An 11,814-nucleotide genomic window follows, 5' to 3' on the forward strand; every position below is an offset into this window, starting at 1 on the left:
GCTTCCCACGAGGAGGTGTACGCCGCCATGACGGTCCAAGAGCTGCCCGGTGCCGGTGCGGACTACCGCCCCACCCCGCCCCCTGCCTGGAGGCCCCGCGTCGACGCCGCCCCGCTGCTCCCGGACGCCGAGCCGTACCGCGTCCTCGGCACCCCGGCCGCGGCCGGGCTGGACGCGGACCTGATGCGCAGGCTGTACGCCGAGCTGGTCCGCGGCCGGCGGTACAACGCCCAGGCGACCGCGCTGACCCGGCAGGGCCGCCTGGCCGTCTACCCCTCCACCGTCGGGCAGGAGGCGTGCGAGATAGCCGCCGCCGCCGTTCTGGAGGAGCAGGACTGGCTCTTCCCGAGCTACCGCGACACCCTGGCGGCCGTGGCCCGCGGGCTGGACCCGGTGCAGGCCCTGACCCTGCTGCGCGGGGACTGGCACACGGGGTACGACCCCCGCGAGTGCCGGATCGCCCCGCTGAGCACCCCGCTCGCCACCCAGCTGCCGCACGCGGTGGGCCTGGCCCACGCCGCCCGCCTCAAGGGGGACGACGTGGTCGCCCTCGCCATGGTCGGCGACGGCGGCACCAGCGAGGGCGACTTCCACGAGGCGCTGAACTTCGCCGCCGTCTGGAAGGCCCCGGTGGTCTTCCTCGTGCAGAACAACGGCTTCGCGATCTCCGTGCCGCTGGCCAAGCAGACCGCCGCCCCCTCCCTGGCCCACAAGGCCGTCGGGTACGGGATGCCCGGCCGCCTGGTCGACGGCAACGACGTCGCCGCGGTGCACGAGGTGCTCGCCGAGGCGGTCCGCAGGGCCCGCGCCGGCGGCGGCCCCACCCTGATCGAGGCCGTCACGTACCGCATGGAGGCGCACACCAACGCCGACGACGCCACGCGCTACCGCACGGACGCCGAGGTCGAGGCCTGGAAGGCGCACGACCCGATCCTGCTGCTGGAGCGCGAGCTGACCTCCCGCGGCCTCCTGGACGAGGCGGGCATCCAGAGCGCCAGGGACGCGGCCGAGACCATGGCCGCCGCCCTGCGCGACCAGATGAACGCCGAGCCGGCGCTCGACCCGATGGACCTGTTCACCCATGTGTACGCGGAGCAGACGGGGCAGCTGCGCGAGCAGGCCGCACTGCTGCGTGCCGAGCTCGAAGCGGAGGCCGAGTGATGGCCACGGCGACCGCGGCCAAGCCCGCGACGATGGCCCAGGCGCTCAACGCCGCGCTGCGCGACGCGATGGCCGACGACCCCGCGGTCCACCTGATGGGCGAGGACGTCGGCGCCCTCGGCGGGGTCTTCCGGATCACCGACGGGCTCGCGAAGGAGTTCGGCGAGGACCGGGTCACGGACACCCCGCTCGCGGAGGCCGGCATCCTCGGCACCGCGGTCGGCATGGCGATGTACGGGCTGCGCCCGGTGGTCGAGATGCAGTTCGACGCCTTCGCCTACCCGGCCTTCGAGCAGCTGTTCAGCCACGTGGCGAAGATGCGCAACCGCACCCGCGGCGCGATGCCCCTGCCGATCACGATCCGGGTGCCGTACGGCGGCGGCATCGGCGGCGTGGAGCACCACTGCGACTCCTCCGAGGCGTACTACATGGCCACCCCCGGACTGCACGTGGTCACCCCGGCCACGGTGGAGGACGCGTACGGCCTGCTGCGGGCCTCCATCGCCTCCGACGACCCCGTGGTCTTCCTGGAGCCCAAGCGCCTGTACTGGTCCAAGGCGGACTGGAACCCGAAGGACCCCGCCGCGGTCGGCCCGATCGGCCGCGCCCTGGTGCGCCGCCCCGGGACGAGTGCCACGCTGATCACGTACGGCCCCTCGGTGCCGGTCTGCCTGGAGGCGGCGGAGGCCGCCAAGGAGGAGGGCTGGGACCTGGAGGTCGTGGACCTCCGCTCGCTGGTGCCCTTCGACGAGGAGACCGTGGCCGCCTCCGTCCGGCGGACCGGGCGCGCGGTCGTGGTCCACGAGTCCACCGGCTTCGGCGGTCCGGGCGGGGAGATAGCGGCCCGGATCACCGAGCGCTGCTTCCACCACCTGGAGGCCCCGGTGCTGCGGGTGGCGGGCTTCGACATCCCGTACCCGCCGCCGATGCTGGAGAAGCACCACCTGCCGGGCGTCGACCGGGTCCTGGACGCCGTGGCCCGTCTGCAGTGGGAGAACTGATGCCGCAGGTGCTGGAGTTCAAGCTGCCGGACCTCGGCGAGGGCCTGACCGAGGCCGAGATCGTCCGCTGGCTGGTGCAGGTCGGCGACGTGGTCGCCGTGGACCAGCCGGTGGTGGAGGTCGAGACGGCCAAGGCCATGGTCGAGGTGCCCTGCCCCTACGGCGGGGTGGTCACGGCCCGGTTCGGCGAGGAGGGCGCGGAGCTGCCCGTGGGCGCCCCGCTGATCACGGTCGCCGTGGGCGCGGCCACGCTGCCGGCGGAGTCCGCGGACGGCGCGGCGGCCCCGGAGGGCGCGGGTACGGGCTCGGGCAACGTGCTCGTCGGCTACGGCACGGACCACTCCCGCCCGGCGCGCCGCCGCCGGATCCGCCCGGAGGCCGCGGCACCTGCCGCGGTTGCGGCGGCGCCCGTGCCCGCCGCCCCGGCACCCGTACCGGTACGGGCGGCTGCCCCGGCCGGACCCGTCGCGGTGGTCTCGCCCCTGGTCCGCAAGCTGGCCAAGGACAACGGCATCGACCTGCGCGCCCTGTCCGGCAGCGGCCCCGAGGGGCTGATCCTGCGCGCCGACGTCGAGGGGGCGCTCGCGGCCCTCGCGGCCCCGGCCCCCGCCCCGGCCGGACCCGCCCGGTCGCTCTCCGGCGAGCGGATCCCGCTCAAGGGCCTGCGGGGAGCGGTGGCGGACAAGCTGTCCCGCAGCCGCCGCGAGATCCCCGACGCCACCTGCTGGGTGGACGCGGACGCGACGGAGCTGATGGCGGCCCGGGCGGCGATGAACGCCGCGGGCGGCCCGAAGGTCTCCGTCCTCGCCCTCCTGGCCCGGATCTGCACGGCTGCGCTGGCCCGCTTCCCGGAGCTCAACTCCACGGTGGACACGGAGGCGAACGAGATCGTCCGCCTCCCCTCGGTCCACCTGGGCTTCGCCGCCCAGACGGAGCGCGGGCTCGTGGTTCCCGTGGTCCGCGAGGCGCACACCCTCAGTGCGGAGGGCCTGTCGGCCGAGTTCGCCCGCCTGACCGAGGTGGCCCGCAGCGGCAGGCTGGCCCCGGCCGACCTGACCGGCGGCACCTTCACGCTGAACAACTACGGCGTGTTCGGGGTGGACGGCTCCACGCCGATCATCAACCACCCCGAGGCGGCCATGCTCGGCGTGGGCCGGATCGTGCCCAAGCCCTGGGTGCACCAGGGCGAGCTGGCGGTCCGCCAGGTGGTCCAGCTGTCGCTGACCTTCGACCACCGGGTCTGCGACGGCGGTACGGCGGGCGGCTTCCTGCGCTACGTGGCCGACTGCGTGGAGTCCCCGGCGGTCCTGCTGCGCGCGCTCTGACCGCGGCGGTCCGCTGCCCGGTGGTACGGGCCGGTTCCCCCCTCCCGGAGGGGGGAACCGGCCCGCCGGGGCCGCCCTCCCGGCAGCACCGGGAGGAGACCGCCGCACCGCCTGCCCGCCGCACCGCCTGCCCGCCGCACCGCCTGCCCGTCGCACCGAACTGCCCGCTACACCGCCTCCCCGCTACGCCGTGAGCAGCACCTTGCCGACGTGCGCGCCGGACTCCACGGTCCGGTGCGCCTCGGCGGCCTCGGCCAGCGGTACGGAGGAGTGCACGACGGGGCGCACCCGCCCGGCCTCGACCAGCGGCCAGACGTGCTCCCGTACGGCGGCGACGATCGACGCCTTCTCCTGCGCGGGCCGGGCCCGCAGGGTGGTGGCGGTGACCGCCGCCCGCTTCGCCATCAGCGCGGCCAGGTCCAGTTCGCCCTTGCGGCCGCCCTGGAGTCCGATCACGGCCAGCCGCCCGTTGAAGGCCAGGGCGCGCACGTTGCGCTCCAGGTACTTGGCCCCGATGACGTCGAGGATGACGTCCGCGCCCGCCCCGCCGGTGGCGGCCCGGACCTCCTCGACGAAGTCCTGCTCGCGGTAGTCGATCAGGATGTCCGCACCCAGTTCGGCGCACCGGGCGAGCTTCTCCCTGCCGCCCGCGGTGACCGCGACCCGGGCGCCGACCGCCTTGCCGAGTTGGACGGCCGTGGTGCCGATGCCCCCGGCCCCGCCGTGCACGAGCAGGGTCTCGCCGGGCCGCAGGTTCCCGATCATGAACACGTTCGACCAGACCGTGCAGACGGTCTCGGGCAGGCCCGCCGCCTCGACCAGGCCGGTCCCGGCCGGTACGGGCAGCAGCTGGCCCGCCGGTACGGCCACCTTCTGCGCGTACCCGCCGCCGACGAGCAGGGCGCACACCTCGTCGCCCACGGACCAGCCGGAGACCCCCGGCCCGAGGGCCGCGATCCGGCCCGAGCACTCCAGCCCCGGGTAGGGGGAGGTGCCCGGCGGCGGGTCGTAGAACCCCTGCCGCTGGAGCAGGTCGGCGCGGTTCACGGCGCTGGCCGCGACCTCGACGAGGACCTCGCCCTCGCCGGGTACCGGATCGGGTACTTCGGCCCACACCAGGGCCTCGGGGCCGCCGGGCTGGGGGATCGTGATCGCATACATGGCCGGAGGGTACGCCAGCCCCCGGCGGCTACTCGTTCAGCGGGCCCAGGGTCGCGGCGGCCGGGGCGGCGCGCACGATCACGATGAGACGGTCCGTCAGCTGGAGCGGGCTCGCGTGCGGATCGTCGTACGGGAGCAGCCGGTGCCCGCGCAGCACGCTGACCACCAGGTCCTCGGTCTCGCGGACGCTGCGGCCGGCCTCCGCCCGGGTCACCGGGCGCTCCAGCATGTCGAGCCCGCTGCCCTGCTGGATCAGGTCCTCCATCACCGTGCCCGCGCTGGGGCTGAGCACGGACAGGCCCAGGAGCCGGCCGGCCGCGCTCGCACTGGTGATGACGGCGTCCGCCCCGGACTGGCGCAGCAGCGGGGCGTTCTCCTCCTCGCGCACCGCGGCCACGATCTTCGCCCCGCGGTTGATCTGGCGGGCGGTCAGGGTGACCAGGACGGCGGTGTCGTCCCGCTGGGTGGCGATGATGATCTGACGGGCCTTCCGGAGCTCGGCGCGCAGCAGCACGTCGGAGCGGGTGGCATCGCCGACGACTCCGGTGAGCCCTTCGGCGTTGGCCGCTTCGATCACCTTCGCGCTGGGGTCGACGATGACCACGGACTCCTTCTTCAGCCCCGTCGCGAGCAGGGTCTGGAGTGCCGAGCGGCCCTTGGTGCCGAAGCCGATGACGACGGTGTGGTCACGCAATTGGTTCCTCCAGCGGTTGAGCCGCCATTCCTCTCGGGTCCGCTCGGTGAGCACTTCGAGGGTGGTGCCGACCAGGATGATCAGGAAGAGCACCCGCAGCGGGGTGATCAGCAGGACGTTCACGAGCCGCGCGGTGTCGCTGTACGGGACGATGTCGCCGTAGCCCGTGGTGGAGAGGGTCACGGTCGCGTAGTAGACGCAGTCGAGGAAGTCGACGCTGTCGTTGGCGTTGTCGTGGTAGCCCTCGCGGTCCACGTAGACGAGCAGGACCGTGGTCACCAGCACCATCAGGGCCATCAGGAGCCGCTTGGTGACCTGCCGGATCGGCTTCTCGACCTCCCTGCGCGGGAGTTTGACCCGGCGTGAGGCCTGTTTCTCGTCGGCCGTTCTGGCCATGGCGTCGTGGCCGGGCAGTTTCACGTGAAACATCCTCCCGGGGCCCACGGCAGATCGAGGATCTCCAGCTCCCGCCCGGCCCGCGCCCCTTCGGGGGGTACGACGGCCAGGGCGTGCGAGGCGGCGATCCCGCGGAGCATCGCGGGCCCGTTGTAGTGCAGCGGCACGGCGTACTCGCCGTGCAGGGCCACCGGGACCAGGCGGGTGTCGTGCGGGTGGCCTTGGACATCCTCGCGCACGGGTGCCGTGAACCGCGGGCGGGGGGTCAGTCCGGCCCGTACGCGCAGCAGGGGTTCGGCGAGGGTGAGCAGACCGGAGACGGCCGCGAGCGGGTTCCCGGGCAGTCCGACGAGGTGCCGTCCGGGCCCGAGCCGGGCGAGCAGCATGGGGTGCCCGGGGCGTACGGCCACCCCGTCCACGAGCAGTTCGGCCCCGGCCCGGTGCAGGACGGGGTGCACGTGGTCCACGGGGCCGGAGGCGGTGCCGCCGGTGGTGAGGACCAGGTCCGCGGTGGAGCCGACGACGGCCCGGTACAGGGCCTCGGCGTCGTCCCCGATCCGCCGGGTGGCGGTCACCTCGGCGCCGAGTGCGGTCAGCCAGGGCCCGAGCATCGGACCGAGGGCGTCCCGGATCAGCCCGTCGTGCGGGAGCCCGGAGGAGAGCAGCTCGTCCCCGAGCACCAGGATCTCGGCCCGCGGCCGGGGCAGGGTCTCCAGTACGTCGTACCCGGCCGCGGCCGCCAGTCCCAGCACGGCGGGGGTCACGGGGGTGCCCGCGGGCAGCAGCAGGTCGCCCGAGCGGCACTCCTGACCGCGCGGCCGGATGTCCTGGCCGGGGATCACCTCGCGGTCGGGGTGAAGCCGCTGCTGCCCGTCGGTGCGGGCGTGCTCGCTGCGGAGTACGGCGGTGGCCCCCTCGGGGATGCGGGCGCCGGTGGCGATGCGCACGGCCTCCCCGTCGGCCAGCGGCGCGGGCCGGTCCCCGCCGGCGAGGGCGCCGCCGCCCTCCCGCACCTCCCAGGGCCCGGGCCCCGCCACGGTCCAGCCGTCCATGGCGGAGGTGTCGAAGGAGGGGAGGTCGGTGAGCGCGGCCAGCGGGGCGGCGAGCACCTCCCCGAGGGCGGAGCCGAGGGGCACCGGCCGGGGGGCGGCGGGTACGGGCCCGGCGCAGCGCGCGGCGGTCCGGCGGGCCTCCGGCCAGGAGGTGGCGCGCGGCCGGCCGCCGCCGGTCGCGGGGCCGCTCTGCGCGGCCGGGGCGCCGGGCCGCAGACCGTGGTTGACCAGGGCGAGCGCCTCCTCCACGGCGGAGTCCACCCCGGAGGCCCGGCCGGACCCGGATCCGGCCGGGCCCCCGGCCGCTGCACCGCCCGGCGCGCCCTTCTCCTCCGCTTCCCCGGCGGTCCGGCCCCCGGGGGTCATCCGGTGCCGGGCCCGGAGGCGGCGGGTCCCGATTCGGCGGCCCAGCGGTTCGCCAGCGCGGCGGCCCGGGCGGTGGCCTCCTCCAGGCTGAGGCCGCCCCGGCCGGCCGCGTACCCGACGAGGAAGGTCGTCAGGGGGGCGGCGGGGCGGGCGACGCCGTGCGCGGCGTCACGGGCGAGGTCGAGCAGGGCGGGGATGTCGACGTCGAGGTCGATGCCGAGCTCGGTCTTGACTGCGGTGATCCATTCGTCCAGCACGTTCCCATGCTCCCTGATGCGTGCCCGGGCGGCCGCGAGATCCTCCCAGGTGTCGCAGTCGAACGCGGACAGGGGCGCGGCGGCGGGGGTCCGTACGAGGTCCAGCTCGGCGGTCAGCAGGCGCAGCGGCAGTCCGCTCAGGGTGCCGTGCTCGGTGGCGATCAGGGCCAGTTCTCGGCGCAGCGGCTCGGCCCGGTAGGCGGCCACCAGCGGCTGGTCGCGGCCCTCGGGGTCGACGAGGAGCACCCCCTCGGGACCGCCGTCGTCCGGTGCGCCCGCCCCGCCGCCGGCCCGTCCGTCCGCCCCGCCGGGCGCACCGGGTCCCAGACCGGCCAGCAGGGTCCGCACGGTGTCCGGGCCGAGGAAGGGCAGGTCGGCGGAGAGGACGAGCACCCGGTCCGCGCCGGAGTACCGCAGTCCGGCGTCCAGGGCGGCCAGCGGGCCGCCGCCGGGCGGCTGTTCCCGGGCCCAGGTGACGGGCCGCGCGGTGGCCCGGCGGCCGCCGACGACGACCGTGGCGGAGGCCTCCCGGCAGGCGTCGAGCACCCGGTCGAGCAGGGCGCGCCCGCCGACGCTCAGCCCGGGTTTGTCGGCCCCGCCGAGGCGCCTGGCCGCGCCGCCGGCCAGGACGATCGCGTCAAAGGTCATGCCCCCGAGTATGCGCGTCGCACCAGCCCTCTCCCAGGCCCCACTTACCCCTTCCTTACCGGCACCTGCCGAAGTCGCGGCTTCTCGTGCACCCCCGGCAGGCCGGGCCCGGCAGTCCGCAGCCGGCCCGTACCGGCCCCGGACACGCCTCGGGGCCCGCACCGGGCGGGCCCCGAAAGCAGCGACTGCGGGCCGGACCGGCGCAGGGCTGTGGCGGTACTACAGGTACGGGCCCGAGCGGACCGGGCCGTGCTGCCCGTCCTCATCCTCGTGCGAGGCCCCGGGCGGCAGGGCCCGGCGCATCTGCTCCAGCTGGGCCCGCGCCGCCATCTGCTGCGCGAACAGGGCCGTCTGGATGCCGTGGAAGAGGCCCTCCAGCCAGCCCACCAACTGGGCCTGCGCGATGCGCAGTTCCGCCTCGGACGGAATGGCCTCGTCCGTGAAGGGGAGCGACAGCCGCTCCAGTTCCTCGACGAGCTCGGGGGCGAGCCCGTCCTCCAGCTCCTTCACCGAGCTGGCGTGGATGTCCTTGAGCCGGACCCGGCTCGCCTCGTCGAGGGGAGCCGCTCGTACTTCTTCCAGAAGCTGCTTGATCATGCTGCCGATGCGCATGACCTTGGCGGGCTGTTCGACCATCTCCGTCACCGGGACCTCGCGCGACTCGTCATCGGCGCCGCCGACCGCCGTCCCGTCCTGGCCCACGATCAGAACCTGCGGGGGGCTGTCCTGCGACCGTTCACTCCTCGGCATCTCCATGCCGACATTGTCTCCCACACCTCCGTCTCCACACGGTGTGCCCCCGCGCGGGCGTGATCCACCCTGCGCGGGGGTACGAAGCCCCGAGGGCGCGGAGCCGATCGCGCTCCCCCGGGGACCCGCCCGGCCTCAGACGGCCGCGCGCCGCGCCAGCGCCCCGTTCGACCTGGTGACCAGGGCCGCCAGCAGCCCGGCGCCCAGCGGTACGAGGACCAGCAGCGCACCGAGGGTCGCCCACGGGACCACCACCGGGACCACCGGCACGCTGAGCCCGGCCTCGGCGCCCTGCGCCACGGCCTCCTCGTACCAGCCCATCTGCTGCCGGCGCTCGTTCAGCCGCAGCCCGATGGCGGGCACCACTCCGGCCGCCGCGCCGAGGACCACGCCCATCGCGGCCACCAGCCCGCACTGGAGCCCGCTGAGGGCCCGGCGGACCCCCGGCGGCGCGCCCACGGCGGCCAGGGTCCGCAGATCGGCCTCCGCGTCGGCCTGCGCCAGACCGGTGGCGATCCCGGCCGCGCCGACCGTCACCACCCCGGCGAAGACCGTCAGGGCGAGCAGGATGAGGCTGCCGGAGCTCTCGTAGCCGTCCTCGACGTACACCTCGGCGTCGGAGCCCATCGTGTCGAGGGCCCCGTCGAGCCGCTGCCGCTGCTCCCCGCTCGGCGGCCCGTCCAGCGTGTAGTACGAGCCCAGGGGCGCGGTCGCCAGCCCGGCGGCCTTCACCGCGGCCGGGGGCAGCACCAGCTTGATGCCGTACGCCGTGCTGCCCGCGGAGAAGTGCACGGGGAAGGCCTTCCGCTCGCCCGGCAGCTCCTTGCGCTGCTCCTGGGCCCGCTCGGCCTTCTCCCGGTCGGTGACCACCACCAGGGTCACCTTCCCGTCCTTCACGTACCGCCGGTCGAAGGAGACCGCCGTGCCCGAGGCCAGGGCCCGGGCCGCGGCGCCGTCCCGGACCGCCAGGGCGGTCATCAGCTTCTCGTCGGCGACGACGGTCTCGTTCTCGGCGAAGAAGTCCACGGACGCGCAGCGCCAGTCCTTGCCGAGCTTGCGGCGCTCCTCGGGGCTGAAGACCTCCGGCCCGTGCTCCGGGTCGTCCCACAGCGGGCACTCCTGGCCCTCGGGGATGACCGGCTGGACCTGCCCGCAGCCCTGCACGACGCCGTACCGGTCGCAGTCGGGGCGGCCCACGACCACCCGGTCCACATCGGCCCGCACCTCCACGGGGAACTCCCGGCTCAGGGCCGCGCGCACGGCCGGCATCTCGCGGAAGCCGCCCGCGTCCGCCGTCAGCACCCGCCCGGTGCCCTCGGGCAGCTGGGCCCGGTACTCGTGCCGGTACTGCGCGTCCTGGCCCGCCTCGTACGTGGCCACCGCGACCGTGCCGGCCACGGCGGCCAGCACGGCCGCCACCGCCGGGGCCGTACGCCCCCTGTTGCGCACCGCGTCGCGCAGCGCGATCCGGGGGGACAGCGGCAGCAGCGAGCCGAGCCGGCCGAACAGCCCGACGAGCGCGGGGGTCAGGGCGACCAGGCCCAGTTCGGCCAGCCCGCTGCCCGCGGCCACCACCGTGAACCCGAGTCCGGTGACCGTGCCGAGCAGGGCGATCGCGGTGCCGCCCGCCACGGCGAGGAGGCCGATCACGGGCAGCACCCGGTTGGCCCGGCGCACCCCGCGCCGACCCGTGAGCGAGGCCAGCACGGTCTGCCGGGAGGCGGTCACGGCCGGGACCATGGCGGCCAGCAGACCGGTGATGACGGCCACCAGCGCGATCCCGAGCAGCTCCAGGGGCCGTACGTCGAAGCTGCCGAACCGGGAACCCAGTTGGGCCTCCAGCACCGGACGCAGCCCCAGGGTCAGGGCGGTGCCCAGCGCGGTCCCGACCAGGGCCGCGGCGGCGCCGATCACCAGGCCGCCCGCGAGGACGATGGCGCGGATGTGCCGCCGGTCGCCGCCGTTGGCCCCGACCAGGCCCAGCTGGCGGCGCGAGCGCCGGGCGCCCACGGCGAAGGCGGGCCCGGCGAGCAGGCAGATCTCCAGGAGGGCCAGGCCGACGACCGTGGCCGCGGAGGCCAGCTCGGCGGCGTGGTCGGCCATGCCCGTGTCGTACCCGCGGGACTCCTGCCGGTACAGCGGTACGTCGGATTCGGGCGGGGGGTCCAGCGTGACGGCCCGTGAGGTCACCACGACCCCCTTGGCGTTGGCCGCCTTGACCATGTTCCACGTGAAACCTTCGCCGCGGCCGGCGCCCGCGCCCCGACCGCCGAGGCCCACCAGCCAGGTGGTGGACGAGTCCACGGCGGAGAGCCCGTTGCGGGCCTGCGCCGCGCCGAGCGGGGCCAGGAAGCTGCCCGGCGGGGCGAGCAGCACATCGCCCTTCAGGTCGTCCGGCAGCTCGTACGCGCCGGTGATCACGTACGGGCGCTCCAGCCCGCGCGGGACCACCTTCGAGCCCACGTACAGCCCGGAGGCCTCCAGGAAGTGGGTGGTGGCCGCGACCTCGCCCGCCTTCTGCGGGAAGCGGCCGCGGTCGAGGGTCATCAGCCCCTCGGCCAGGGGGTCCGCGGGGTCCAGCTCGCGGACGGCGACCTGGAGCAGCCCGTGCCGGGTGCGGACCTTGGCCGTGCCCTGCACGTCCTTCAGCAGCCGGGCCCCGGCGGGGGCCACGGAGGCGACGGCGGCCTCCGACGCGGGCCGGGGGGCCCAGCGCTCCCCGTACCCGCCCACCGGGGCGTAGTCGTCGCCGCCGGGGGACTGGTAGACCGCGGCCCCGGCCAGGCCGGGGTCGGTCAGCCGGGCGTCGGCCGCGCCGAGGGTGCGGTCCAGCTTCTGGCCGGGGGAGAGCTGGGCGCTGCGCAGGGTCAGGTCCGCGGCGCTGACGCCCACGATGGGCAGCGCGATCATGGCGAGGACCAGGGCGCTGCGGCCCTTGGCGCGGAGGGCGTCGCGGCGGGCTATGCGCAGGGCCGCGACCCAGGAGTGGTACCGGGAGTTCAC

At 75.6% G+C, this 11,814-nt stretch carries 9 protein-coding genes; 3 read left to right on the forward strand and 6 right to left on the reverse strand.

The window, feature by feature from the left end; all coding sequences use genetic code 11:
* Positions 1-27: 27 nt before the first annotated feature.
* Genes pdhA through ACZ7JZ_RS10620 form a run of 3 tightly spaced genes read left to right on the forward strand, consistent with a single transcriptional unit; the run spans position 28 to position 3,487 of the window.
* A complete protein-coding gene (pdhA, locus tag ACZ7JZ_RS10610) occupies positions 28-1,161 on the forward strand; it encodes a pyruvate dehydrogenase (acetyl-transferring) E1 component subunit alpha (RefSeq protein ID WP_470936394.1) in 1,134 nt (377 codons plus the stop codon).
* The gene (locus ACZ7JZ_RS10615) at positions 1,161-2,162 is read left to right on the forward strand and encodes an alpha-ketoacid dehydrogenase subunit beta (RefSeq protein ID WP_470935883.1); all 1,002 of its coding nucleotides are present in this window, start codon (positions 1,161-1,163) and stop codon (positions 2,160-2,162) included. The genes pdhA and ACZ7JZ_RS10615 overlap by 1 nt, the downstream gene beginning before the upstream one ends.
* Complete coding sequence (locus ACZ7JZ_RS10620; RefSeq protein ID WP_470935886.1) at positions 2,162-3,487, forward strand: dihydrolipoamide acetyltransferase family protein; 1,326 nt, start codon at positions 2,162-2,164, stop codon at positions 3,485-3,487. The genes ACZ7JZ_RS10615 and ACZ7JZ_RS10620 overlap by 1 nt, the downstream gene beginning before the upstream one ends.
* A 183-nt stretch (positions 3,488-3,670) precedes the next feature.
* Here ACZ7JZ_RS10620 and ACZ7JZ_RS10625 read toward each other — a convergent pair whose 3' ends face one another.
* The 6 genes from ACZ7JZ_RS10625 to ACZ7JZ_RS10650 form a co-directional block, all read right to left on the reverse strand.
* Entirely contained in the window at positions 3,671-4,648 is a 978-nt protein-coding gene (locus ACZ7JZ_RS10625) for an NAD(P)H-quinone oxidoreductase (RefSeq protein WP_470935889.1), read from the reverse strand.
* Positions 4,649-4,676: 28 nt separating this feature from the next.
* Positions 4,677-5,771, reverse strand: a complete 1,095-nt coding sequence (locus ACZ7JZ_RS10630; RefSeq protein ID WP_470935892.1) for a potassium channel family protein — start codon at positions 5,769-5,771, stop codon at positions 4,677-4,679.
* Positions 5,759-7,156, reverse strand: a complete 1,398-nt coding sequence (locus tag ACZ7JZ_RS10635; protein ID WP_470935895.1) for a molybdopterin molybdotransferase MoeA — start codon at positions 7,154-7,156, stop codon at positions 5,759-5,761. Before ACZ7JZ_RS10635 ends, ACZ7JZ_RS10630 begins: the two co-directional genes overlap by 13 nt.
* Positions 7,153-8,061, reverse strand: a complete 909-nt coding sequence (locus tag ACZ7JZ_RS10640) for a DUF6457 domain-containing protein (RefSeq protein ID WP_470935898.1) — start codon at positions 8,059-8,061, stop codon at positions 7,153-7,155. Before ACZ7JZ_RS10640 ends, ACZ7JZ_RS10635 begins: the two co-directional genes overlap by 4 nt.
* A 219-nt stretch (positions 8,062-8,280) precedes the next feature.
* A complete protein-coding gene (locus ACZ7JZ_RS10645) occupies positions 8,281-8,817 on the reverse strand; it encodes a bacterial proteasome activator family protein (RefSeq protein ID WP_470935901.1) in 537 nt (178 codons plus the stop codon).
* A gap of 129 nt (positions 8,818-8,946) precedes the next feature.
* On the reverse strand, positions 8,947-11,814 hold the full coding sequence (locus ACZ7JZ_RS10650) for an FtsX-like permease family protein (RefSeq protein WP_470936397.1): 2,868 nt from the start codon (positions 11,812-11,814) through the stop codon (positions 8,947-8,949).

It is taken from the genome of Streptomyces sp. NPDC038213 (genome assembly GCF_055600495.1).

What these genes read in the sequence shown, in the direction of transcription:
- ACZ7JZ_RS10630 (WP_470935892.1), bottom strand. Translation starts at nt 5,771, where the DNA reads ATGTTTCACGTGAAACTGCCCGGCCACGACGCCATGGCCAGAACGGCC.
- pdhA (WP_470936394.1), top strand. Translation starts at nt 28, where the DNA reads ATGACGGTCCAAGAGCTGCCCGGTGCCGGTGCGGACTACCGCCCCACC.
- ACZ7JZ_RS10615 (WP_470935883.1), top strand. Translation starts at nt 1,161, where the DNA reads ATGGCCACGGCGACCGCGGCCAAGCCCGCGACGATGGCCCAGGCGCTC.
- ACZ7JZ_RS10635 (WP_470935895.1), bottom strand. Translation starts at nt 7,156, where the DNA reads ATGACCCCCGGGGGCCGGACCGCCGGGGAAGCGGAGGAGAAGGGCGCG.
- ACZ7JZ_RS10625 (WP_470935889.1), bottom strand. Translation starts at nt 4,648, where the DNA reads ATGTATGCGATCACGATCCCCCAGCCCGGCGGCCCCGAGGCCCTGGTG.
- ACZ7JZ_RS10620 (WP_470935886.1), top strand. Translation starts at nt 2,162, where the DNA reads ATGCCGCAGGTGCTGGAGTTCAAGCTGCCGGACCTCGGCGAGGGCCTG.
- ACZ7JZ_RS10640 (WP_470935898.1), bottom strand. Translation starts at nt 8,061, where the DNA reads ATGACCTTTGACGCGATCGTCCTGGCCGGCGGCGCGGCCAGGCGCCTC.
- ACZ7JZ_RS10645 (WP_470935901.1), bottom strand. Translation starts at nt 8,817, where the DNA reads ATGGAGATGCCGAGGAGTGAACGGTCGCAGGACAGCCCCCCGCAGGTT.